Below are 23658 nucleotides of genomic sequence, written 5' to 3' on the forward strand. Positions count from 1 at the left end.
TTCTCAACTTACAGAGCAAGCGAAGGAGTCTCCTTTCGAAAAGGCAGCTCAGCGTTAATGGCCTCAATCTCTTCGAGCATCAGTGGATTGACCTTGCCAAGCCAGCCACGAATCAGTCCATCCATTTGGGGCTCATACCAGCGATGGAGGCTGGTCTGAGGCCGAGCCACAAACCCACGCCGTCTTTTATGGCTCCCTCCTGCCCCTGGGTCAAAACTCTTCAGTCCTCGCTTGAGCGCCCACTCAATCGGTGCGTAATAACAAACCTCAAAATGCAAACAATCAATCTCTTCATTGCTGCCCCAGTAACGGCCCCAGAGCGACAGATCGTCATGGACACAGAGTGACATCGCAACTGGCTCATTGGGATTGCCGCGATGAGCACTAAAAAGAACAATCCGCTCTCGCAACGCGTTCGCAGCTAAGGCATCGAAAAATGATGCTTCGAGATATTTACTACCCCACATCCCCCAACGAGCGCAGTGCTGTTCATAAAATCCATGCATGCATTCCAGCAAAGAAGAATCGAGGTCCTCACCACAAAGAGGCGTAATTTCAAGCCCTGCTTCACGGACCGCCTTCCTCTCTCGTTTGATATTGCGCCGCTGATTAGCATTAAATCCTGCCAGATAATCGCTAAAAGTAGCCTGACCATCCGATGTCCAGAGACTCTGCTGGTTCAACCAAGAAGCGCAACCTGCCGCCTCTGCCAAAGGACGCCAGAGGGGATCAACATAGAGAAAGTTGCAGCTAAGGATGCCATTATTTCTGGCAAAATTATCAATTATCTCCAGCATGAGTTGAGTCAATTCTGCAGGATCTTCATCCGCAGCCACATGAAAGCGATAGCCCTGTACCGGGCTTACGGGGCTCATCCCAATCAACTTTGGGTAATAACGAAGACCAAGATCACCAGCAAGCCGTGCAAACGCTTGATCAAACACAAATTCCCCGTAACTGTGGCCCTTGAGATAGAGCGGCGCAACCGCACAAAGATGGTCCTCTTCGCGCCACAGGGATAGGTGCAGCGGTTGCCATCCCTGATCGGGAGCCACGCTCCCAGACTCCTCAAGGGCAGCGAGCCAATTCCAGCGATAGAAGGGAATCACTTCAGGGCCAAGAAGCTGCTCCCACTGCTGTTCGGGTATCTCCCGAATCGAGCGATGCCAACGAGCCTTCAGGGATGCCATAACCGGCGAAGACAGCGGCGAAGATCAAGACCCTAACCAGTGAGAGACATCGGAGTCACACTGAAGGCAAGCCAGTTCTTACCAACCTGCTGTGACCCATTCGACACCACATAAAAAGCAGGTGGTTGTAACGCTCGTAGCGGTCAGCTTGATGCTCAGCGGAGGTGCCGTCCAAGCAGGGCTTCTGCAACCATTGCTGCAACTGATGCGTCCAAGACTCGAGAGTCAGTTGGCTGATCAATGCCAACAACTTGCGCAACAAGCTCTAAGGGATGCTGAACTCGACTTTGAACCCTTAAGCAGCATTGGGGAGCAGCCTTGCCAGGCTGTAGCAAAACCAGTCAGTGAATGCCTCATTCGTGAAACCAGTCGCAGTGGCAGAGAACTCGGTGTCATCAGCGAACTGTTGTCTGGCCGCATTGGAGATGACGCCGAAGTTGTGATCAAGCGCTGTCTGGCATCGCTGCTGGGACTCCAGGCCACAGACCTACAGGATGTCCCCCTGAGCGAGGTCTTTCAGCGACTGCGTCCATAACGAACCACAAGCTCATGACCGCTCAGTCGATCAGCCGATATCAGAGTCCAAGCATCGGGCTGCGACAGCGCCGGTGGCATGTTGAATCCATCGCACGGAATCCAGCTGAATCGACCTCCTAGAAGGCATGGGCTCAGGGTTAGCTGAAGCTCATCCACCTGATCGGCTTCCAATAGTGATCCGCAAAGGCGCGCTCCTCCAAGAAGGACAAGGCGATGAAAACCCGATGCAGCAAGCTCAACCAAGGTCCTTTCCCAGGACGTTTGCAACCGATGAGTCGCGGAGAAACCCTCCGCTGACATCAGATCTGGGGTCAAGAGATGACGCTCAAGCTCTTGTTGGAAAAACGGCCAGTCCTGGCAAAAGTCGGGATGGCGACTCACCACGAGAGCCGTTGGCTGTAAGGGCCTGCCGTCTTGCTTTCGCTGAGTCAAAAGCTGTTGTTCATGAATCAAACAGGTGCAGCGATGGGCCCGCAAGGTTCCTGCACCGATCAACACAGCATCAGACCAAGCCAACGCTTGTTCAAGCACGTGCCGATCACCGGCACCGCCTAACTGAGCGGCACCGCCAGAGGGAGCTGCAAGCCGACCATCCAGGCTGACGGCAAGCACCAGACGAACCGTTGGTCGCTGCACGTCGAAGAAGACTCAGCCGTTCACAACGGCATGCATTGCTTCAGGCATTGCATTAAGCGCCGGAGCTTCGGCATAAACCTCTGCAGCGTTATTAGGGCTCTCCTGAAGCCGTACCTTATGCAGCTGAGCTCCAATGGCGCGAACGGGAGTGGTCAATCGATCAACGATATGAAGGGCGATGTTCTCAGCGGTAGGCACACAATCGGCGAAATGGGGGACGTCCTTATTCAGAAAAGTGTGATCAAAAGGCTCAACAACCAGATCGCTCACAAGACGTTGAAGCGCTGCTAGGTCGCAAACCATCCCAGTGCGTGGATCAATGCTTCCGCGAACAGTCACATCCACTAGATAATTGTGGCCATGACCATGGGGTCTGGCGCATTTGCCGTAGATCAGCTCATTTTCTTCCTGGCTTAACTCTGGTCTTGCCAGACGGTGCGCAGCAGCGAAGTGAGTGCGGATAGTGAGATAGGCGTCCATGGTTTGTCCGAGATAGTCGGCCCACAGGCCAGATGATTCATAAAGGCGCAGCCCCACAAGGGGGAGCTGGTTGGCCAACCGAGACCAGATCACCCGAACAAGGGCTTCGGTGGTTGGCAGGCAACCCTCCGAGCTGGTGACATCGAATTCTGGCCAAACCTCATTGAGGAAGCGGAAATCGAGTTGTTCAGTGACCTCCGAACGAATCGCATGCTTCACCTCAGAGAGGTTCAGCACCATGCCGTTGGCGTCAAGGCCACCAGCCATGGACACGATCAATTCGTAATTGTGTCCATGACCAGGGGCCATCGCACACGATCCGAAGCGGGCCGCATTGTCATCAGCACTTAATTCAGGCAACCAATAACGGTGGCTGGAGCTGAAGCAGGCTCGGCGGGTGATGACACAGCCACGACCTTGGCCGTGCGGTGCCATCGTGATGGCATCAGTCATGACGAGGTCTGACGGGCGATCATCCTAGTAAGTTCACCCACCTGCCGAACGGATGGCTGACGGCACAACCACCACACCACACCCTTTGAAGGCCCGTCTGGGCGGCCGCAACCTCTACCTGATCGGGATGATGGGAAGCGGCAAAAGCAGCACGGGGCGCCCCCTTGCCCAACGCCTCGGCTATGGCTTCGTCGACGCCGACGGAGTCCTGGAAACGCTTGCTGGCCGCCCCATTCCCCAAATCTTTGAGTCAGACGGTGAGCAAGGGTTCCGAGCCCTCGAGAGTCAGGTGCTGCAGGCCATTGGCCAACGCCATTCGCTCGTGGTTGCGACCGGAGGCGGTGTGATCACACAACCAGAAAACTGGGGCGTTCTGCATCAAGGGATCGTGATCTGGCTTGCCCCTGAACGGGACCAACTCCTGGCGCGTCTCCATGCGGATCCAGGAGCAAGGCCACTGCTTCAAGGAAGTGATCCTGCCGCCCGTCTCGATGCGCTCCTTGAAGCGCGTACACCTCTTTATGCAGAGGCTGATTTGCGAATCAAGGTGGGCGACGAAACGGTGAGCGCTGTATCAGAGCGAATCCTTGAGGCCATCCCTGGCATTCTCAAACCCGATGAGGTCATGTTCCAGGCTCCAAGCGCACCGCAAACCACTGAAGATTGAATCCTGGAGCCAGTTCAAGATCGCAGGCCGTATCCAACAGCCTTTCTGCGGCAGCAGCCGAGGACTCAAAACCACGCAGATCAAGCGGTAGCACGGACATCTTGTCCAGCTGCTCTGTCAACCATGTCAGGGTGTCGTCGGAACTGAGCAGTCGTTCTGGCTTGCCCGGCTCAAGCACCACGTAGTGATCACAGGCACGAATGAGGGGATCGGACATGACTCGGCCACTGCTGGCACTGATCATGGCCATGATTCTTCTCGTTGGGCCCTTAAAACCAGCCCTGGCGGACAACACTCAAAACAGTCAGCAGCTCGAAGCCCGCCTCAAGGAATGGCCAGCCTGGCCGGATCCAGCTCCTCTGCCGCGACCACGAGCCAAGGAGGATCTGGTGTACCCGGATTGGTTTGAAGGGCTTTGGGAGGTGGAAAGCCTTGATCTTCTGGCAAACGGCAAGGTGGACGAAAACTTGCCCCCGATAAAGCATCTGGCCCAGTTTCGGCTCAATCAGCACAACGAGGTGGTGGGGGATCGACCGTTTAATGCCAGAGCCATTGGACAAGCGCTTTTAGGCAAGCAACTGCTCAGCGTGGAGCAAGCCCCTCATCAGGTGAACCGCCAGCTCGCTCGACTGAGCAATGATCGACTGCTGGAAACAACCGTGATCGGGAGAGAGCAAACATCGATCCACATCGCATCCTTTGTCAGTGATGAACTTGTTCTCCAGGTCATGCATGGGGCAAGGGCACCAAGGCTCAGCAGGATTGAAACCCTGAGTCGCTATCAACCATGTCCAGACGCACCAACCGCTGACCTCGTCAGCCGAATCTGTGGGGAGCAATGGCAACAGACCTATCCAGCTCCCGGGGCTGCCAGCAAATCATTTGTGCAACGGGCAAGCCGCTACAAGCTCACGCTCACACGGCGGCAGGATCCTGCTTGAACACACGAGCCTCCAGTCGATCGCGCCATTCAAACAAAGGCTGAAGGCGAGGATGATCACTGAGACCGGCAACGCCGCGGCCCGCCAATTGAGACCCTGCTGAAGCGGGAAAGCGCAACAGGGAGAGCTGCGCCGCCACTGCCAAATCCGCAAGGCTGAGGGCATCGCCAACCAAGACGCTATCGGGGGTCAGGCCATCAGCCATCGCGATCAGGTTGTGGAGCATGGCGGAACGCTCCTCCTGGCCAAACAGCTCATTAACCCCACTCAGCCAACCCGTCGGGACTCCGGTCATCACCTGCCGAATTGGGCCCGGTACGTCATCCGGCAACAGGGCCGCACGCAATTCAGGATCATCCACCGCCGCCTGAAGCAGAGCCGCGCGGACGGATCCTGCAAGAGTTGTATCAGCCCAGTCTTCAATCAAATGAATCTGGGCCACCGCTCGAAGGTCCTTCGGGAAGAGGGGCGGCTCGGGCTGCAGCTCATCCAAGTAACGACAGATCGCGCTGGAATCTGCCACCACCGTGTCGCCATCTACGAGCACCGGAACTTGCCTTTGCCCTGACAAACGGAACACGGCGAGTTGACCGATCCCAGGGGTGACCTCCACTTCTCGAAAGCTCAAATCCTTGGCATGCAATGCCATCCGCACCTTGAGGCAGAAGGCGGAATGACGGAATTGATGCAGCTCCAGCATGACCGTCTTTGCCCTTAGCCGGCAGAGTAGCTATCAGATTCATATCCCTGCCAGGACCATGCGCGAGTTTTTCGTCAATGTGACGCGTTACCCGCGCTATCTCATTAACTTCGGCCTTGGCGTTCTCAACTCCGTTGCAAAGCCCCTGGTTCAGCGGCTCAGGAATCCCGTCACTGCCGTTGCTCTGATTGGGGCTTTGATTAGTGGATTGATCACCCTTGGACTGGTGCTCCGTGCCATGGTGACTACTGCAGCACCACTGAGCTGACGATGGCCCAGGGACGTCGAGTTGAGCGGGTAGCCGCCTTAATCCGCAAGGAAACCAGCGAGCTGCTGATCCATGGGATCCGTGACGAACGCGTTCATCAGGGGATGGTGAGCATCACCGAGGTGGAGGTCAGCGGCGACCTTCAACATTGTCGAATTTTCGTGAGTGTCTTCGGCGAACAAGCGCAAAAAGATGAGGTCATGGACGGCCTAGAAGCGGCAAGAGGGTTCCTCCGTGGGGAGCTAGGCCGCCGGTTGCAAATGCGTCGAGCCCCTGAAATTGTCTTCAAGCTCGATCGTGGGATTGAAAAAGGCACCACAGTGCTCCATTTGCTGGGGGAGCTCGAGCGGGAGCGGGATCAACGAGGAGAGGTGCCAGAAGGAACCGAACTCCCTGACAATCCATGAATGCGGATGACCTTCGTCAGGCCGTCGCCCGATTGTTGGTGGTGCGCGCCAGCGGTCATGCCACAGATAGGGAGAGGCGATACCCGCTCTGGGAGCTCAGCAATCACGAGCTAGAGCAGCTGTTAGGCGCTGGGGTTGGGGGGGTGATCCTGCTCGGTGGAACCGCAACAGAATTACGACAGCGCTGCCGCAGATTTCAACGCTGGGCTGGGCAACCCATTTTGTTGTGCGCCGACGTTGAAGAAGGCGTTGGCCAACGCTTTGAGGGGGCCAGCTGGTTGGTGCCTCCAATGGCGCTCGGACGGCTCTATCAGAGATCTCCGCGCAAGGCCGTACAGCTTGCCGAAAACTATGGACGTTGTTGCGGCAATCAGGCGAAGCGCTGCGGGCTGAATTGGGTGCTGGCTCCGGTTTGCGATGTGAACAGCAACCCCAAAAACCCGGTCATCAACGTGCGGGCATGGGGAGAAGATCCCCACACCGTGGGGGAGTTAACAGGAGCCTTTCAGCGTGGACTGGCCGCGACAGGCGTTTTGGGCTGCGCCAAGCATTTCCCTGGCCATGGCGACACCGCCACCGACTCCCACCTGGAACTACCTCTGCTGCCACACAGTCGCGAACGCTTAAAGAGCCTTGAACTTCAACCGTTTCGCACCCTGATCCTGGAGGGAGTCAGCAGTGTGATGACCGCCCATCTACTGATTCCAGCATTGGATGCAGAGTGGCCCGCCACCCTCTCCGCCGAGGTGCTCACCAAGCTTTTAAGGGTTGATCTTGGCTTCAAAGGCCTTGTTGTCACCGATGCCTTGGTGATGGAAGCGATTGCGGCACGTTACGGAGCAGGAGAAGCCGCAGTGCTGGCATTCGCCGCAGGTGCTGACCTCATTTTGATGCCGGCCGATGCCGTGGCTGCCATCGACGCCCTCTGCGATGCACTCCATTCGGGTCGAGTGCCCATGGCCAGGCTCCACGACTCCCTGGATCGCCGCGAGGTTGCGTTGAACTCGATCCCTCAGTCACTCGATTTGGACAACAACGAGCCCACAATCGAAACAAGAGAGGAAAGAGCTCTCACGCTGGAGCTGGTGTCACGGTCGCTTGAGATCTCCAACCCTTCCACCACCAATGGGGCAACACAGCCCAACCCCATCGATGGCATCAATTTGATCCGAGTCGATGGGGTTCTTCCCTGCCCGGTGCTTCCCGCCGATGCCCCTGCGATCCTGCTCCCCAAGCCTCTGGGATTCCAAACCGTGCTGAGTCATCCCCTAGGCGTTTCCCCATGGTCGGATGCTGCAGACCCTCTGGGCCCTCTGGCGATCGATCGCCTCGGAGACGGGCCTGTACTCCTGCAATTATTCATACGCGGCAATCCATTTCAAGCCAACCGCAGCGTTCGGGAGCCTTGGACGGATGCCATCCAACAACTGCTTGACCTAAATCGATTGTTTGGCTTGGTGGTGTATGGAAGCCCCTACGTCTGGGAGACCCTGAGCGCACTTCTGCCTCGGTCAATACCAGCGGCATACAGCCCGGGGCAAATGCCTGACGCACAGCAAGCGTTGCTTCAACGTTTGTTGAACCAGAATCCTTCTCCAGCTCTATCGACGCTGGGCATCAATGAATTCACCGACTGAACGGGCCTAGCCTCTGCCCCAGTTGTGCCCAAGACCATGCTCAGCCTCTCAATGATCGTGCGCAACGAACAGGAGCGGCTTGGGGCCTGCCTGGACTCCGTGAAGGCCTTTGCCGACGAAATGGTCATCGTTGACACAGGCTCTACCGACAACACCATTGCGATTGCAAAAGCGGCAGGTGCAAGGGTCGAACACTTGCCTTGGCCAGGCGATTTCGCTCCAGCCCGGAATGTCGCCCTTGACTTTGTGAAAGGCGACTGGGTGCTCGTGCTTGATGCGGATGAATGCCTGAGGGCAGAAGCCATCCCTGCTCTCAAGGCGCTCATGGCCCAACCGGATGTGCTGGTCATCAACCTGCTGCGCCATGAGCAGGGTGCTGCGATGGCGCCCTACTCCAGCGTGAGTCGCCTATTTCGCCGCCACCCCCGCATTCGCTGGAGCCGCCCGTATCACTCGATGGTGGATGACAGCGTGCGCGAACTTCTCCGGGACGAACCCCACTGGCGCATCGCCGACTGCCCAGAGCCTGCCCTGCTTCACGACGGTTACCGGCCGGAACAACTGCAGGGAACGGATAAAGCAGACCGTCTCCGCCGGTCCATGCAGGAATGGCTGGAACAAGAGCCAGGACATCCCTACGCCTGCGCCAAGCTCGGGGCCCTCGAGGTCGCAGATGGGGATCGGGTTCAAGGCATCGCCCTGTTGCGCGAAGGGCTTGCCAACCTTGGCGAGGGTGATAAACACGCTGCAGAGCGCTACGAGCTGTTGCTGCATCTGGGCATCGCCTTGAGCTCAGAGAACACCGACCAGGCCATCGAGTTCTACAAACAAGCCTTAGCGCAAGCTCTGGACGTCCGCCTTGGCCTTGGCGCCAGGTTGAATTTGGCCGCCCTGCTGCTCCAAACCAACAAGATCGATGAGGCCATCCAACTGACCACCATCGCGTGCCAGCGTGCACCAGAAGTGGCCCTTGCCTGGTACAACCTGGGGCTCATGCAACGCCGCAAGGGTGCGATCAAGGATGCACTGCAGTCCTATGAACGAGCGCTCAGCTTGGAACCTAGCCATGCCGAATGCCACCAGAACCTTGCGGTTGCGAGGCTCGTCGGTGGAGACATCGACGGAGCAAGAGGATCGTTTCGTGAGGCGATCGCCCTACTCAACAGCCAGGGGAAAGGCGACCAGGCAAGAGCCCTGCAAGATCAGGTGGGCGGACTGGTGAAACTTGACGAGGTGAATGCATGATTTCTGAAAGCAATCCAGGCCTGCAGGGGCGCACCATCGTCGTCACGAGGGCCCGTGAACAGCTAGGGGAAGCCCGCACCCTGTTGGAACAACAGGGTGCGAAGGTCCTCGACCTGCCGGCTTTAGAAATCGGTCCTCCCGATGAATGGGGTCCTCTGGATGATGCCCTTGCCGAATTGGATGAGTTTCACTGGGTGGTCTTCTCCAGCGCCAATGGCGTGCAAGCCGTGGATGAACGTCTGCGGCTCCAAGGCAGCAGCCTGGGCAGAAGACCTGCTGGGCTTCGAATTGCCGCTGTAGGACGCAAGACGGCACGGCTTCTGGACCATCTGGGGGCACCCGCTGATTTTGTACCACCTGACTTCGTGGCAGACAGTCTGATCGAACACTTCCCTGTTTCAGGTTGGGGACTCAGACTCCTGCTCCCACGAGTGCAAAGCGGAGGCCGCACGCTGCTCGCCGAAGCCTTTGGGGAGGCGGGCGCCAGGGTGGTAGAGGTGCCTGCCTACGAATCCCGCTGTCCAGCCGACATGCCAGAAACAACGGCCAAGGCGTTGGCTTCAGGTGAGGTGGATGCGATCACATTCAGCAGTGGGAAAACAGTCCTCCATACGGCTGCACTGCTGGAGCAAACCTTGGGCTCTGAGACAGCAGCCCGTGCCATCAGCTCCGTAGCACTGGTGTCGATTGGGCCCCAGACCAGCCAGCGTTGTCTTGAACAATTCGGACGGGTCGACCAGGAAGCCAACCCCCACGACCTCGATGGTTTGACCCAGGCCTGCCTTCAGGTGATGCAGACCCGCTGCGACCGCCCGGACTGAAGCAGGGTGAGGCAGCCCGTGCGGATATCGATGGATTGGACCTCAACGTCCATGGGGAAAAGCTGCTGAGCCTCTCCAGGGCAACGGCCACCTGCCCCCAGACAGACGACTCCCGATCCCTCAGTCGTACTAATCAGTGCACGCAACTGATCCGCCACAGAGAGCACACCGAGAACCGTCAAACCCGTGTCTCCCGAGGTGCCGGGCTGGGGATCAGAGATCCGTTGCGGAAAGGGTGCGAAGGGATCGGTGCGACCTTCTGGAACGGAAACGAGAACTTCAGCAACACTCGGCAAAACGGTTAAAGCCGTTGCAGGTGGTGAGGACATGACCGTCGCCTCAGGCGACACCAAGGGAGGTTCGTTGACACGACTCGATGGGGTTCCACCCGTTGGATCAGCGGAACATCCACCAATCAACGCCCCAAGCATCAGCGCTGAGAGAGCAAAGCTCGAAGCTGGCCCCAACTCAATGCTCCGTCCTTGGTGTGTAACCGCTTTCAACCAAATCCCTAAAACGATCAAGGTTCGCCTGGAGCTCCTTGGTGACAATTCCTCCCAGGATGGTCGGTTCCATCAGCGGTGCCAAGACTCCGGGAAGTTCGTAGCTCACGCTCAACTTCACAGCGGTGATCTCGGGCTGCTCTTGATAAAAACGAACGGCACCTTTAGTCGGGAGTCCCCCCACCGATTCCCACTGCAATTGCTGCTGATCAATGCGGCTCGTAATGCGCGCTTTCCATTGAAAACGGAAACCTTGAGCCGCCAAAGTCCAATCCGTTAGGTCAGGATCCTCACGGGTCTTGACCGATTCGATCCAGCGCATCCAGCGAGGCATCGCTTCGAAATCACTCCAAACAGTCCAAACCCGATCGACAGGGGCTTGAACTTCGGTGATGACCGTGTGGTCGAGCCAACGTCCCATCGGTTCAGGCCACCGCGTTGTTGGTGGCCAGCTTCGCCGGCATTCCAAGAATGGCTGCCGCTGCAAGATGACCACTCATCGTGGCTCCCTCCATCGAATCGATGTAATCCTGTCGGGTATAACTCCCGGCCAGGAAAAAATTGCTGACTGGTGTGCGTTGATCAGGCCGATACGGCTCCATTCCAGGTGCTTCTCGGTACAGAGATTGGGCCAACTTCACAACATTGCTCCAGGTGAGGTTCAAATCCTGAGCCGATGGGAACAGTTTGCGCACCTGCGCATCGGTGTGAGCAACGATGTCAGAAACCGATTTTGGAATCCAGGGGTCTCCAGGGGTCAGAACGCACTGCAACAACGATCCTTCCCCTGGTTTTCGGTAGTCCTCTGGACTGGCCAATGCCAAATCAGCGAAACAACTGAAGTCTGCGTCAGCGGTGTAAAGCAAATTATTTAAACCAGTCGGATTGGACAGGTCCTTCCGACGCGCGTCGGAGACGTCTCCTTGAGCCAGTTCCGTCACCCATCCGTCGTAACGAAGCTGCACCGTGGCTACCGGCACAGCTTCTAAGCGATGAATGGCATCGAATTGCTCGTGCTTACGCCATGCATCGGGGAGAAGGCGCTGAATCCCAGGAACATCACAGGCTGCCAGGTACACATCAGCCTGAACATTGCTCTCACCCTCGGGGGTGCTCAAGGTTAAGGATGTCACCTTGGGGGCCTCTCCTTCCTCGTAATGCACCTCCTTCACACGGTGGCGGAGATGCAAGGTGGCACCGCGTTCCTGGATGTAATTCAAAATCGGCCCAGTGAGCCATCGATGTGGTGACCCCTTCAGCAAATTGAGTTTTGAGGCCTCAGTCTTGGAGGCAAACATCATGAAAATGGTCAACATGCATCGCGCAGAAATGGCTTCGCAATCGATGAATCCCAAGGCGTAAGCGATCGGATTCCACATTCTGCGAATGCTCTCCAGGCTGCCGCCATGGCTGACAAACCAGGTTTGAAAACTCACTGAATCCAACGCACGAATCGTGCGCATCGCGCCTTCGTAATCAACGAGACCTCGCACAATTGGGCTGGTGCCTAAGGCCATCGCATTGCGCAACTTATCGATCCAGGTGAGCTGCGGAGTTGTAAAAAAAGCCTTGAGACCATTAAACGGAGCACCGACTGGGAAACGGAAATCAAGTTCCCGCAGATCACCTCCGCTATTGACAAACAAATGCGTGTGATCTTTTGGCAGCAAATTATCAATCGCGCCCACCTTGCGCATCAGAGCAAAGAGGTTGGCGTAATTGAAAAAGAACACGTGCAATCCCATCTCGATGTGATTGTCGTTTTCGTCTACCCAGCTACCGACTTTGCCGCCCATGAACGGACGCGCCTCATAGAGGTCAACTTTGTGACCTGCATCCACAAGGTCGACGGCAGCGGCTAGGCCGGCCAGTCCTGAGCCCACAATCGCGACCTGCACCAGCGCTTCAACCAAGAATTCAACAACTCTATGAATACGAACGCCTTAACTGCTTTAAGCACAAGACGCGTGGGTTCAATACAGTGATTAAGGCCAGCTGGACTCTTGACCCATGACCACCTCCACCCCCAGTACTGCGACCCACACAGCCAAAGGTGGAAAAGGCATTCAGATCACGGATCCAGCAATGCTTCAACTCTCGAAGCTCTGCAGAGAGCAAGGCGATGAGCAAATCCTTCGTGTTGGCGTGCGGTCTGGAGGTTGCAGCGGAATGAGCTACACCATGGATTTTGTGCCCGCCTCGGAGATCGAGGAAGGTGATGAGGTTTATGACTACGCCGCCCCCTCGGGAGATGCGTTTCGGGTGGTCTGTGACCCCAAAAGTCTCCTTTACATTTACGGCATGCAGCTGGATTTCAGCACTGCCCTCATTGGGGGTGGCTTCAACTTCACCAACCCCAATGCCACCCAAACCTGTGGATGCGGGAGTTCCTTTGCGGTCTAAGCCACACCGCGTGGGAATCTGTTGACAATTTCCAGAGAATCAGAATCAGCGATGGAGTCCCAGGAATCTCAGGAATCCAGCCTGTTCGAGCAGGCCATGGCCCGTTACCAAGCTGGAGCACCGGCGGCAGAGTTGATCGATGATTTTGTCGCAATCACTGACGCCGCACCCCGTCAATCATCAGGATGGACTTGCTTGGCTTGGCTTCTCTTGCTCTGCGATAAGCCAGACGATGCGTTGCGTTCTGCTCGATTGGCGGTGAAGCTCAACAGCCAGGATCCTCAGGCAAGGATCAATCTGACTCTGGCCATGCTTGAAACCAAAGCCAAGGGAGTACGTGATCAAATTGCTGTCGTGCAGCAGGTCTTAGCTGTCGCTCCCGAGATGGGAGACGAGCTGAGAGAGTCCATCAACGATGGCTTTAAACGTCGACCGGACTGGCCCGCACTTCTCAAAGTGAAGAGTTGGTTGGAGCTCTGAGGTGGCTCGGCTGCTGCTTCTAAGCAATGGTCATGGCGAAGACCTTTCGGGCGCTCTGCTTGGACAAGCGTTAAAAGCACAAGGGCACGATGTGGAAGCGCTGCCGCTGGTCGGTCGCGGAAATCCCTATGGCGAAGCAACGATCCCGCTCGTCGGTCGCACGCGCGAATTCAGTACGGGTGGGCTTGGCTACACAACGTTTCGCGGGCGTCTCACGGAGCTGATCCAGGGTCAGGTGATCTATCTCCTAAGGCGGCTTCTACGGCTGATGCGCATCGCCGGCCGTTATGACTTAGTGGTAGTGATCGGGGATGTGATCCCCGTGATGGCGGCATGGCTCTGCCACCGGCCAGTTGCAACGTATCTAGTGGCGTACTCCAGTCACTACGAGGGAAAACTGCGACTTCCATGGCCCTGCGGAAACTGCCTCAAGTCTCCGAGGTTCAAAGCGGTGTTCAGTCGAGATGCCCTCACCGCAGTGGATCTCAGCGAACAGCTGAAGCGGGAAGTGGAATTCGTGGGCAATCCTTTTATGGATTCTGTTTTGTGCCATAGCAATCTGCTGCCCTACGCCAAAAGACGCCTTGGACTCTTGCCTGGCAGCCGTCGACCAGAACTTGAACACAATTTGGTGCTGCTTCTGGGCGTGATCGAGCAAATCCCGATCTCGCAATACGGCCGTGGGGACCTTGAGATCGACCTGGCACTCGTTGGAGCCCTGGGAGATGACCACTTGAGCAACATTGCGCAATCCCATGGCTGGACTCTTGTTCTGGGTCAAGACACCTGCCCAGCACGGTTAGAGAAGGGCGGTCGGCAGATTCAGGTGCGACGGCAGGGTTTCACATCTGTGCTTCTCTGTTCAGACCTCTTGCTTTGTATGGCCGGCACAGCTGCGGAGCAAGCCGTGGGCTTGGCCAAGCCCGTGCTGCAACTCCCTGGTCAAGGCCCCCAATTCACCGCTGGCTTCGCGGAAGCCCAGCGACGGTTGCTGGGTCCAACCGTTTTTTGTGCTGCCTCCCCTTGTGAAGGAGACGAGCTTCTCCAAGCAACAGCCAAACTGGCCATCGAGCTGCTGGAACGAAGCGTGAATGACCCAGACCTTCGTCGTGATTGTCGGGAGCAAGCGATGCAACGGTTAGGTCCCCAAGGTGGAGGTAGGAAAATGGCTGACTTGATCAGTGGGCTACTGCAAAAAAACTAGATGACGTCAAACAACCTTGAACCCCCATGGAAACGCTGGCTGGATCGTCTGCTTGTTCTGGATGTGTTTCTGGTGTTGGGGGGTGCGGTTTGGTTTGCGGTGGCCGTCATCGCTGACGGGCAAGGCCTCAAAGCGCCCATGCAGCAATTTCAGCGGCTCTGGGATCCCCTCTTCACCCCAGCGATTGGATTACTGATGGCAGCCGCGCTGATCAACGGCCTGTGGAGCTGGTGGCAGCGTCGAATGCAGCAGGTAACTCAGAATAATGACAATTGAAATCCAGCACTGCTTGACGCGTTGACTGGACCCGCTGTCCTTCCAGCACCACCTTTGCTCCATCGCCAAGCAACACTTTCAAGAGTGGGGCGGGGACGGGCAGCAGGCTGGGACGCCCCAAGCAACGGCCCAAACAGGCCGAGAACGTGGCCATCGTGACCGGTGTTGGAGCGACGGCATTCACAGCCCCCGTCCAACCGTCGTTCTCCACAGCGGCAAGGATCATCCGACAGAGATCGCTGCGCTCAATCCAACTCATCCACTGACGACCTGTACCAATCGGTCCACCGAAACCGATCCGAAAGATCGGCAGCATTTTGCCGAGCGCGCCACCATCGGCCGCCAGCACGATCCCAATGCGCAACACCACCAAGCGAGTGGCATCAGGCTTGTCCGCCGCTACCGCTTCCCAGCGTTGACAAAGACCAGCCAGCACATCGCTACCAGAAGGGCTCGATTCTTCAAAACACTGATCTGCACTGGTTCCGTAATACCCAACAGCAGATGCATTAATCAACACGCCAGGAGGCTGGGCCAAATCCGCCATCGCATTCACAAGCTGACGTGTGGTCTGAAGGCGACTGTCTTCCAGCAGTTGAAGATGTGCTGCAGTCCATCGCTTCTCGGCAATCGGTTCGCCCGCCAAATTCACAACCCCTTGCGCTTGCGCCAAGGCCTGCTGTAGAGGGCTAGATGGCGCCCAACTGATCGAATCGGCTGGGTTGCACTGCACCCAAGAGAGGCCTGCGAGACAACTGGCAGGAAGTCCGGCAGGAGCTGACCGGCGACTGACGATGGTGAGATCGTGCCCAGCGGTTTGAAGCATGGGAACCAATGCACGTCCGACAAGTCCGGTGCATCCGATCAGCAAAAGGCGCATGGAGTCTCCATCTTGTCTGCTTCGAGAGGTTAGGCAGCAGCGTCAGGATCATGTTGATGAGAAGGAAGTATGAGATTCATGCGTTCAGCCAAGGGAACGAGGGCAAACCCCTGAATGAACAGGCCGAACAGCACGACAGCAAGAGCAAGAGGGGGCATCGATGCCCCCCAAGGAACGCCAGACGACCAGGCATCAATGGCCATTGCGATTGGAACCGCTCCACGCAATCCCGCACAACTCACGAAGATCCGTTCATTCCTGGTGAATGTGGTGCGCCAAAGCAGGGCATTCACCATCAAAAATCTCACCGCCTGCATCAGCAGGAATAAAACGAAAGCCCAGCCAGCAGCCCGAACCACATCCTGCGGGGCTACCACAAGCCCCATGCACAAGAACAGCAAAAGCTCAGCCATTTTTGCGTAACTGGAATGGGCCTCAGCAAGCGCCTTTCGATCTAGGTTTGAGCCATTACCAAGCACTAAGCCCGCCACGTAGGCCGCCAAAAGTGGGCTCCCACCCAGCAATAACGTTCCACCGGTTAACACCATCAGCAACGCCAAGCTCACGACAGGGAGCATGGCGGCATGGTTGAGGGTTAGCCGGGTTCCTAGAAGCTGCAGGGTGAGGGTGCCGCCAATAAAACCCAACAAGATTCCAAGCACAAACTGGCGAACAACATCGGTGACCAAGGCCTCGGTGCCAACACCATCACCACCGGCCAAAGCCAACGCCAATCCAGCCAGAACAACAGCCATGGGGTCGTTGAAGCCCGACTCACACTCGATCAAGTCGATCAATCGCTTTGGCAAGCGCCCGGCTAAGGGGCGGAGCAGAACCAATACAGCAGAGGCATCCGTACTGGCGACCATGGCGCCAACAAATAGAACTCGCGGCAGCATTGCTGGATTCGTTCCAACCCCACTAGCTGCACTCAGTCCGTATCCAGCCCATCCAATCAAGGCCGCTGTGATCACCACTCCAACCGTGGCCAAACGCGCAGCAGGCTTGATCACACCGCGCACCGCAGCCCAGTTGGTGGTGAGACCGCCAAAAAAAAGCACAAGCACCAAAGCGGCCTGACTGATCTGCTGCGCTTGATTAAGACTTAGCAAAGTAATTTGCTGGTCTCCCACAACACCAACGTGGTTTTCAATCAGCAGGCCCAAAAGCAGCACCATGAGAATGCCGGGGACCCTGATACGGGCGGCCACATCGTCAAGAAGGACTGAAACGAGCAGCAGCCCACCAAAGGCCACTAGATACAAGGCAAGAGGGTGGGACAAACATCAGCCTTGTTGGTAAGAAGGTTTTAGCCTGGTTTCGATTGATCGTCTCTTCATGGCTGAACCCTCCGCTGACCCAACCCCAACCGCCAAACCAGCGGTGACGCTCAAAAAGGGGGCCTTAGTTCGCGTCAACCGCACGTCGTATCTGGGAAGCGTAGAGGCATCAGCCAGTGATCCCCGACCACCTGAGTACATTTTCGAGGGACCGGGTGAGCTTCTTTTGGTGAAAGGGGAGTACGGCCAAGTGCGCTGGAGGCGTCCCGTTCCAGATGTTTGGCTCAAACTCTCTCAATTAGAGGTCTTCAGCTGAGTTTTGAGGAAATTTTGAAGCGCGTGTTCTGCGTGTCAACAGTGCCCTTCCTTCATCCGGCAACCCTCACCAACTCTCATCAACGAATTTCCAATCGACGACGTTCCTCCTGAAGACGCTTGCGCCTTTGCCTGGCTTCTCGCAACATCTCGCGACCATCATGGAGGTAGCCGTCGACATATCCCATCGTGTATCTCTCTAATTCGCCAATCGCATCTTCCACCTCCGACAGACAGTGATAAAGACTCAGCCCGAATCCTTTTGCCGATGAGGGAGTTGGAGTGGATTGGAAGAGATCTTTCACCTTGTCCAGCTTGCTACGACTTTGCTCCAAGTAAAGGCAAAAGCCGTCCATCAACGTGTCGTCATAAGGATCCGCCGAAAGCTCACGCAATTGGGCAGCAAAGGGATTGATCACCTGTCCAAGCATGCGATCAATCGGTGTGTACACCTTCTTCAACCAATTCGCTAAAGCATCATCTTCCGCGGCAGCATGTCCAGAAGCATGGCGGGCAGCCTGAGTCGCGCGAGCATTTCTGACACCACGGCGGCGTGCTTCCTCTCTCTCTCCAGCCCTAGGGGACACTTGCTGGTCGAAAGCGCGCCGTCGGTCGCGATCGCCAAGCAACTCCCAGGCCGCATTCAACGCAAGGATTCGTTCAGCATCCCCACCGGCATCAGGGTGATGCCTCTTCACAAGTTGGCGATACGCCGCCTTGATTTCCACGGCAGTCGCGCTGCGGCTTACTCCGAGCACAACATACGGATCATCACCATTGGCTTGAAGATGGGGGGAGTGGCTCAAAGCTGACCATCCCGCCACGCCGGTGTAGCAGCCGATGCACTGAACATGGGTGTGGACAGATAGCGCTCACCGAAGCTGGCGAGAATCACAACGATCCTTTTCCCTGCCATCTCAGGCCTTTGGCCAAGACGGAGAGCCGCAGCGACAGCGGCTCCACTACTGACCCCAGAGAGCAGGCCTTCTTCCCGGGCCAAACGGCGCCCCACGTCCATCGCTTCCTGATCACTCACCCCAAGGATTTCATCAATCAAGCTTTGATCAAAGACAGAGGGAACAAAACCAGCACCAATGCCCTGAATGCGGTGGGGGCCAGGGGCTCCACCCGCCAAAACTGGACTTCCAGCCGGTTCGACCGCAATCACTTTCAGATCGGGATTGCGCTGTTTGAGAACCCTGGCACAGCCTGTGATCGTGCCACCTGTCCCAACGCCAGCCACCAGGGCATCGATCTGACCATCGGTATCCCTCCAGATCTCTTCTGCCGTCGTCGCGGCATGCACCGCAGGATTGGCAGCGTTATCAAACTGTTGCAGGAGATAGGCGTGCGGGATCTCTGAAACGAGCTCTACGGCTAAATCAAGCGCCCCCTGCATCCCTTCATTCCCTGGGGTGAGCTGAAGCTCAGCTCCATAGGCTCTCAGCATGGCGCGACGCTCGGTACTCATCGTGTCTGGCATGGTGAGAATCAACCGGTACCCCCGAGCTGCAGCAACCATGGCTAGGGCGATTCCAGTATTTCCACTTGTTGGCTCAATGAGAACTGTTCGTTCTGGAGCAATAGTGCCGGCCTCTTCAGCGGCCTGAACCATCGAACCTGCAATCCGATCTTTAACGGAAGCTGTGGGATTGAAGCTCTCAAGCTTTGCCACCAATTCAGCCAAACAACCGCTTCGCTGAGGGAGCTGGTTAAGGCGCACTAAGGGAGTGCGACCCACCAGAGCAGTGATATCGGATGCAATTGGCATCCTTTTATCCAATCAGACGACGCCCAAAAGATCAAAGACTGAGAACAGAAATCACAACAAAAATGGAATTCATAGTCATATATTCAGCAAGACGACGAGAAGGGAAAATTCAAACCATAAAAAAACCTCTTGCATGCAGTTGCATAACAAGAGGTTGCTTACTAATAGACAGAACGAAAGTTCATCCCTCTCACGAGGGATGAACTTTTAACCGATCAGAACTTGAAGGTGGTCTTCAGAAGTCCACCGAAGTTGTTGAAGGTGTCGTCGCCACGGCCTCCACCGAAGGCTCGGGCAGAACCATCGGTGAGATCACCATAAGGACGGCTGAGGTAATAGATCGCAGGAGTTACAGAAATGTTGTCTGTAACTTGGAACTGATACCAGAATTCCCAGGCATAATTGCCATCTGCAACGAAGTCAGATCCCGGAACGTCGCTGCGGAAATCAACGTTCGTGACGAAAGTGGGCTGACCAACGGCCATACCCAAAGTGTTGCCCTTCATGAAGGCATCGGCCCACTGAAGACCTACATACCAGGACTGAGTTGTCGCAGAACGGAAAAATTCATTGTCATCACCATCGGTAATGCTGTTGTAGCCCCAACCAGTGCTGATGCTAGGAATCCAACCAGGTTGCTCAGGAGACCACCAGGCACTCAAACCAACAGAAGAGCTGTTGCCGTTGTTGGTGAAAAAGTTGGAAAGAGGTGTGCCTTGACCGGAAAGGTCAAAGGTGTCCCCTTGGTAACGGTTCTTAGAGCTGTAGTTGTAAGCAGCTGCAAGGCCCCAATTCTCAGGAGCGTAAGCAATCTGAACAGTTCCGCTCGAACCAGCACAGTCAGTGGCAATTCCACCTGAATTACTACAATCTTCTATCCCGAAAAATCCTTCTGGGCCACCTGGGGTGGAGTTGCCACCATTAGTGCTCACGTAGTTAGCACTGATACTGAAGTCGTTGGACTCCCAGCTCAAACCTGCACCAGCACCTAAAGCTAGGTTGTAAGCAGCAGGAGCACCCGCGTAGGTGAAGATATCAAGAATGGTGTCGGCTGGGTAAGCACTTGGCCATACAGCCAGCATGTCGTCCTGACGGACACGACCACCAACGGTTGCAGTGAAGCTGCTACCGATTGGGAACTGATAGAAGAGACGATTAACTGCAACGCTGTTGTCGCCTGAAGGCTCTTCAAATGCAACTTCCAGGGCGTTAAGACCCACGTAGCCGCTGCCACCGTAGGTTGAATCGTTGAAGTTGCCAGCACGCAGAACCGTGCGAAGCAAGTCCTTACCGGTGAAGCTGGTGTCGAGGAAAAGCTTCAGGTCGTAGTTAAACGTTGTGCCGCCTGAAAGAGCAGCAGCTTCTTCATCACGCTTGCCTCCGAAGAAACCGTCAGCATTACCGCCATAGCTGTTAGCACCAATCACGAAGGTGGCAACACCTTTCAGCTTGGTGGTGGTGGAGAACTGAGTGGCTTCCAGTTCGCCAACGCGGGCTTCCAAACCGTCAACACGGCCCTTGAGGATGGCGAGTTCCTTTTCGAACTCCTTCATCAGGCGCTTGAGCTCGTCGGTCACTTCGGTGACGCGGTCGAGACAGGCGTTCAACAGAGCAGCCGCTTCAAAGCGGGTCATCGCCCTGTTGCCGCGGTAGGTGCCGTTGGGGTAACCGGCCACACAGCCGTAGCGCTCGATCAGGTTGCTCAGAGCCTGATAAGCCCAGTCGGTTGGGTAAACGTCGGAAAACTGAGTGATGCTGGTGACTTGCTCGCCAGTGGCGGCATAGTCAGACACACCGTTGATATTGAGCTCAGTGGCGTTTGCAGCCACTGGTGCCAAAAGGCCCAGGGCAGCTGGGGCCACCAGCAGTTGATGGAAAAGTTTCATTTTCGGTCCTCACACCAAAAAATTGAGGTATCGAGACGCGTGGCGTCGTGTGTAAATTGATACACCCACAACGTAAAACAAACAACACGCATGCCAGATGAGGCAATGGCACAGATCAAACAGCCAAGGCCCTAGGCGCTTCTCAAGCCTTTTGTTTTCAGCGCTAACAACCCTTCTCAGACAATTTGTGGAGCACCGAAGCCACAACAACCGAGAGTGACAGTTGTCCCACTGGTGCAGGTGTTGAACCAGCTCCACACCTTTCCAAAAAGCAGAGTAGGCATTCGAAGAACTCAACAACTACTAATCCATCACTATTCATCATCCAAACAGGAGAAACATCAAAGCAATAAAAAACCCCTTACATGCAATTGCAAATAAGGGGTTCAAAGTTAAATCGCTAAATTGCAGAGAATCCCTCTCACGAGGGATTAACTTTTAACCGATCAGAACTTGAAGGTGGTCTTCACAAGTCCACCAAAGTTGTTGAAGGTGCCGTCTGAATCGCCTTCAAGATTGTTGGTCGCGTATCCAAGTGGGCGGCTCAAGTAGTACAGAGCTGGAGTCACAGAGATGTTGTCTGTGACTTGGAACTGATACCACCACTCCCATGCATAGTTGCCATCAGCAACAAAGTCACTTCCGTCATTGATGAAGGAGTCGTTATCCCAACTTGTTACGAAGGTTGGCTGACCAACCGCCATACCAAGGGTATTGCCCTTCATGAAGGCATCAGCCCATTGCAGACCTACGTACCAAGATTGTGATGTAGCACCATCAATTGAGCCGAAACCACCGCCGAAATCAGCGTTTGAGATGTCAACAGAGTTGTAACCCCAACCAGCACTGATGCTAGGAATCCAACCGGCTTCTTCAGGAGTCCACCATGCACTCAAGCCAAAAGAATTAGTAGTGCCGAGAGAGCTGAAAAGGTTGGCAGTAGGGGTGCCATTACCGGAATAAATACCAGCTCCGTTGTTACCTGATGCATAGTTATATGCAGCAGCTAAACCCCAGTTTTCAGGAGCATAGGCAATCTGCACTGTTCCGCTCGAAGATGCACAATCTGTGGCGATACCACCGCAGTCATCTGCATCTCTGAGGAAGGCATTCGTATCAGCAACACCAGGTGTGCTGTTACCACCGTTGCCACTCACGTAGTTAGCGCTGATGCTGAAGTCGTTGGATTCCCAGCTCAAACCACCACCAGCACCAAGCTGAAGGTTGTAGGTCTGAGGTGCACCTGCGTAGGTGAAGAAGTCGAGAACAGTGTCAGAGGGATAAGCACTAGGCCATACGGCCAGCATGTCGTCCTGACGGACACGACCACCAATCGTTGCAGTGAAGTTGCTACCGATTGGGAATTGATACCAAAGGCGGTTCACCACAACGTTGTTAGGTGAACCTTCTTCAAAGGCTGTCTCTAGAGCATCGAGGCCGACATAGCCGCCTCCGCCATAGGCGGAATCACCAAAGTTGCCACCACGCAACATTGTGCGAAGCAAATCCTTACCGGTGAAGCTGGTGTCTAGGAACAGACGCAGGTCATAGTTGAAGGTTGTTGCACCAGAAAGTGCCGCAGCTGCATCAGCACGCTTTTCGCCAACAATTCCATTGGAATTGACAATTCCTGCTACGTCAGCAAGACCCTGCCTTGCGTCACCACCGAAGCTGTTAGCACCGATCACGAAGGTCGCTTGACCTTTCAGTTTGGTGGTGGTGGAGAACTGAGTGGCTTCCAGTTCGCCAACGCGGGCTTCCAAACCGTCAACACGGCCCTTGAGGATGGCGAGTTCCTTTTCGAACTCCTTCATCAGGCGCTTGAGCTCGTCGGTCACTTCGGTGACGCGGTCGAGACAGGCGTTCAACAGAGCAGCCGCTTCAAAGCGGGTCATCGCCCTGTTACCGCGGTAGGTGCCGTTGGGGTAACCGGCCACACAGCCGTAGCGCTCGATCAGGTTGCTCAGAGCCTGATAAGCCCAGTCGGTTGGGTAAACGTCGGAAAACTGAGTGATGCTGGTGACTTGCTCGCCAGTGGCGGCATAGTCAGAGACACCGTTGATATTGAGCTCAGTGGCGTTTGCAGCCACTGGTGCCAAAAGGCCCAGGGCAGCTGGGGCCACCAGCAGTTGATGGAAAAGTTTCATTTCGGCCTCACACCAAAAATTGAGGAACTTGACGTTTTGCGTCAATACAAAATTATTAAAACCACTCCCCCTTACCGAATAGCGCTGTGACAGAAAAGACGATGGAATGTATTCGATCAGACGAAAACGGAGCTGCGATGTAGCTTTTAATACCAAAAATTCCAGCTATGTATTAACACGAACACATCCAAAGAGACATGCTCGGGGAATCCAAAAGAGCAATTGGTACACTGCGCTACAAAACAGGCTTGGCATTTCTAGCTTCAGCAAAATACCCGCGATAAAACAATTCACACAATCAAAGGGAAGACAGACATCGAGAAACAACAACAAAAACGATCGCGAATGAATCGATGGCTTTCACCCACAAATCAGCGCCAGGAAAACTTTTAGAGTGAAACAGAGGCAAAAGAAAGGCCCCAACTTAAAAAATTTCAGCCAAGACACTTCTCCCAAACAATCTATTAACAAACAAAGAAGACGAAAAGCAGGCAAGAACTTCAGTGAATTGATTGATGAGCCAAACAGAGA

General features: G+C 55.5%; 27 protein-coding genes. 13 read left to right on the forward strand and 14 right to left on the reverse strand.

The annotated features are described in order from the left end of the window. Positions 1 to 8 precede the first annotated feature (8 nt). Positions 9 to 1190 carry a GNAT family N-acetyltransferase gene (locus SIC18_RS01115; protein ID WP_413429947.1) on the reverse strand — a complete coding sequence of 394 codons (1182 nt, stop codon included), beginning with the start codon at positions 1188 to 1190 and terminating at the stop codon, positions 9 to 11. Between the two features lie 91 nt (positions 1191 to 1281). On the opposite strand from SIC18_RS01115, the gene SIC18_RS01120 reads away from it, so the two are divergent. Continuing rightward, positions 1282 to 1725, forward strand: coding sequence for a hypothetical protein (locus tag SIC18_RS01120; RefSeq protein WP_245407149.1), 444 nt, complete (start codon positions 1282 to 1284; stop codon positions 1723 to 1725). On the opposite strand, the gene SIC18_RS01125 is transcribed toward SIC18_RS01120, so the two are convergent. Then, the gene (locus SIC18_RS01125; protein ID WP_048347316.1) at positions 1707 to 2363 is read right to left on the reverse strand and encodes a RibD family protein; all 657 of its coding nucleotides are present in this window, start codon (positions 2361 to 2363) and stop codon (positions 1707 to 1709) included. The genes SIC18_RS01120 and SIC18_RS01125 overlap by 19 nt on opposite strands. A 12-nt stretch (positions 2364 to 2375) precedes the next feature. Next, the gene (locus SIC18_RS01130; RefSeq protein WP_250395408.1) at positions 2376 to 3296 is read right to left on the reverse strand and encodes a 6-carboxytetrahydropterin synthase; all 921 of its coding nucleotides are present in this window, start codon (positions 3294 to 3296) and stop codon (positions 2376 to 2378) included. Positions 3297 to 3348: 52 nt separating this feature from the next. Here SIC18_RS01130 and SIC18_RS01135 point away from each other — a divergent pair, with 52 nt between their 5' ends. Further along, a complete protein-coding gene (locus SIC18_RS01135; RefSeq protein ID WP_413429948.1) occupies positions 3349 to 3963 on the forward strand; it encodes a shikimate kinase in 615 nt (204 codons plus the stop codon). Here the strand turns inward: SIC18_RS01135 and SIC18_RS01140 are convergent. Then, positions 3920 to 4180, reverse strand: coding sequence for a chlororespiratory reduction protein 7 (locus SIC18_RS01140; protein WP_250395410.1), 261 nt, complete (start codon positions 4178 to 4180; stop codon positions 3920 to 3922). The genes SIC18_RS01135 and SIC18_RS01140 overlap by 44 nt on opposite strands. Between SIC18_RS01140 and SIC18_RS01145 the strand changes: the two genes are divergently transcribed. Then, on the forward strand, positions 4179 to 4904 hold the full coding sequence (locus tag SIC18_RS01145; protein WP_250395411.1) for a DUF6816 family protein: 726 nt from the start codon (positions 4179 to 4181) through the stop codon (positions 4902 to 4904). The genes SIC18_RS01140 and SIC18_RS01145 overlap by 2 nt on opposite strands. On the opposite strand, the gene SIC18_RS01150 is transcribed toward SIC18_RS01145, so the two are convergent. After that, positions 4879 to 5604: a glutathione S-transferase family protein gene (locus tag SIC18_RS01150; RefSeq protein ID WP_048347321.1), complete on the reverse strand. Its 726-nt coding sequence runs from the start codon at positions 5602 to 5604 to the stop codon at positions 4879 to 4881. The two genes, SIC18_RS01145 and SIC18_RS01150, sit on opposite strands and share 26 nt — an antisense overlap. A gap of 58 nt (positions 5605 to 5662) precedes the next feature. Between SIC18_RS01150 and SIC18_RS01155 the strand changes: the two genes are divergently transcribed. The 5 genes from SIC18_RS01155 to SIC18_RS01175 are packed head-to-tail and all read left to right on the forward strand — an operon-like array spanning position 5663 to position 9982. Continuing rightward, on the forward strand, positions 5663 to 5872 hold the full coding sequence (locus tag SIC18_RS01155) for a DUF751 family protein (RefSeq protein ID WP_048348339.1): 210 nt from the start codon (positions 5663 to 5665) through the stop codon (positions 5870 to 5872). Between the two features lie 2 nt (positions 5873 to 5874). Next, the gene (gene rbfA / locus SIC18_RS01160) at positions 5875 to 6279 is read left to right on the forward strand and encodes a 30S ribosome-binding factor RbfA (protein WP_048347322.1); all 405 of its coding nucleotides are present in this window, start codon (positions 5875 to 5877) and stop codon (positions 6277 to 6279) included. Further along, positions 6276 to 7916: a glycoside hydrolase family 3 N-terminal domain-containing protein gene (locus SIC18_RS01165; RefSeq protein WP_413429949.1), complete on the forward strand. Its 1641-nt coding sequence runs from the start codon at positions 6276 to 6278 to the stop codon at positions 7914 to 7916. Before rbfA ends, SIC18_RS01165 begins: the two co-directional genes overlap by 4 nt. A 36-nt stretch (positions 7917 to 7952) precedes the next feature. Beyond that, entirely contained in the window at positions 7953 to 9161 is a 1209-nt protein-coding gene (locus SIC18_RS01170) for a glycosyltransferase (RefSeq protein ID WP_413429950.1), read from the forward strand. Beyond that, positions 9158 to 9982: a uroporphyrinogen-III synthase gene (locus tag SIC18_RS01175; RefSeq protein ID WP_250395955.1), complete on the forward strand. Its 825-nt coding sequence runs from the start codon at positions 9158 to 9160 to the stop codon at positions 9980 to 9982. The genes SIC18_RS01170 and SIC18_RS01175 overlap by 4 nt, the downstream gene beginning before the upstream one ends. Here SIC18_RS01175 and SIC18_RS01180 read toward each other — a convergent pair. The 3 genes from SIC18_RS01180 to zds are packed head-to-tail and all read right to left on the reverse strand — an operon-like array spanning position 9946 to position 12383. Further along, positions 9946 to 10449 (reverse strand): hypothetical protein, encoded by a 504-nt coding sequence (locus SIC18_RS01180; RefSeq protein WP_413429951.1) that lies wholly within the window; start codon positions 10447 to 10449, stop codon positions 9946 to 9948. The two genes, SIC18_RS01175 and SIC18_RS01180, sit on opposite strands and share 37 nt — an antisense overlap. A gap of 1 nt (position 10450) precedes the next feature. Continuing rightward, positions 10451 to 10906: an SRPBCC family protein gene (locus tag SIC18_RS01185; protein WP_250395957.1), complete on the reverse strand. Its 456-nt coding sequence runs from the start codon at positions 10904 to 10906 to the stop codon at positions 10451 to 10453. Positions 10907 to 10910: 4 nt separating this feature from the next. Beyond that, on the reverse strand, positions 10911 to 12383 hold the full coding sequence (gene zds, locus SIC18_RS01190) for a 9,9'-di-cis-zeta-carotene desaturase (RefSeq protein ID WP_413430479.1): 1473 nt from the start codon (positions 12381 to 12383) through the stop codon (positions 10911 to 10913). A gap of 112 nt (positions 12384 to 12495) precedes the next feature. Here zds and SIC18_RS01195 point away from each other — a divergent pair, with 112 nt between their 5' ends. Genes SIC18_RS01195 through SIC18_RS01210 form a run of 4 tightly spaced genes read left to right on the forward strand, consistent with a single transcriptional unit; the run spans position 12496 to position 14848 of the window. Further along, positions 12496 to 12888, forward strand: a complete 393-nt coding sequence (locus SIC18_RS01195; protein WP_048347327.1) for a HesB/IscA family protein — start codon at positions 12496 to 12498, stop codon at positions 12886 to 12888. Positions 12889 to 12939: 51 nt separating this feature from the next. Beyond that, complete coding sequence (locus SIC18_RS01200) at positions 12940 to 13368, forward strand: tetratricopeptide repeat protein (protein ID WP_250395805.1); 429 nt, start codon at positions 12940 to 12942, stop codon at positions 13366 to 13368. Between the two features lies 1 nt (position 13369). After that, complete coding sequence (locus tag SIC18_RS01205) at positions 13370 to 14572, forward strand: lipid-A-disaccharide synthase-related protein (protein WP_413429952.1); 1203 nt, start codon at positions 13370 to 13372, stop codon at positions 14570 to 14572. After that, a complete protein-coding gene (locus SIC18_RS01210; protein WP_413429953.1) occupies positions 14573 to 14848 on the forward strand; it encodes a hypothetical protein in 276 nt (91 codons plus the stop codon). On the opposite strand, the gene SIC18_RS01215 is transcribed toward SIC18_RS01210, so the two are convergent. Both SIC18_RS01215 and SIC18_RS01220 read right to left on the reverse strand, forming a co-directional pair. Next, positions 14784 to 15728, reverse strand: a complete 945-nt coding sequence (locus SIC18_RS01215; protein WP_413429954.1) for a TIGR01777 family oxidoreductase — start codon at positions 15726 to 15728, stop codon at positions 14784 to 14786. The two genes, SIC18_RS01210 and SIC18_RS01215, sit on opposite strands and share 65 nt — an antisense overlap. Before the next feature lie 29 nt (positions 15729 to 15757). Continuing rightward, complete coding sequence (locus tag SIC18_RS01220) at positions 15758 to 17011, reverse strand: cation:proton antiporter (RefSeq protein WP_413429955.1); 1254 nt, start codon at positions 17009 to 17011, stop codon at positions 15758 to 15760. A gap of 55 nt (positions 17012 to 17066) precedes the next feature. Between SIC18_RS01220 and SIC18_RS01225 the strand changes: the two genes are divergently transcribed. Beyond that, positions 17067 to 17324: an NAD(P)H-quinone oxidoreductase subunit O gene (locus SIC18_RS01225; RefSeq protein ID WP_048347333.1), complete on the forward strand. Its 258-nt coding sequence runs from the start codon at positions 17067 to 17069 to the stop codon at positions 17322 to 17324. A 79-nt stretch (positions 17325 to 17403) separates the two neighbouring features. Here SIC18_RS01225 and SIC18_RS01230 read toward each other — a convergent pair whose 3' ends face one another. The 4 genes from SIC18_RS01230 to SIC18_RS01245 form a co-directional block, all read right to left on the reverse strand. Continuing rightward, a complete protein-coding gene (locus SIC18_RS01230) occupies positions 17404 to 18147 on the reverse strand; it encodes a J domain-containing protein (RefSeq protein WP_413429956.1) in 744 nt (247 codons plus the stop codon). Next, on the reverse strand, positions 18126 to 19094 hold the full coding sequence (gene cysK / locus SIC18_RS01235) for a cysteine synthase A (protein WP_413429957.1): 969 nt from the start codon (positions 19092 to 19094) through the stop codon (positions 18126 to 18128). The genes SIC18_RS01230 and cysK overlap by 22 nt, the downstream gene beginning before the upstream one ends. Positions 19095 to 19309: 215 nt before the next feature. Continuing rightward, positions 19310 to 20980, reverse strand: coding sequence for an iron uptake porin (locus tag SIC18_RS01240; RefSeq protein WP_413429958.1), 1671 nt, complete (start codon positions 20978 to 20980; stop codon positions 19310 to 19312). A gap of 446 nt (positions 20981 to 21426) precedes the next feature. Beyond that, positions 21427 to 23127, reverse strand: coding sequence for an iron uptake porin (locus SIC18_RS01245; RefSeq protein ID WP_413429959.1), 1701 nt, complete (start codon positions 23125 to 23127; stop codon positions 21427 to 21429). Positions 23128 to 23658: the final 531 nt, after the last annotated feature.

The sequence above is a fragment of the Synechococcus sp. Cu2B8-bc1011 genome (genome assembly GCF_047302735.1).
Classification (GTDB): domain Bacteria; phylum Cyanobacteriota; class Cyanobacteriia; order PCC-6307; family Cyanobiaceae; genus Synechococcus_C.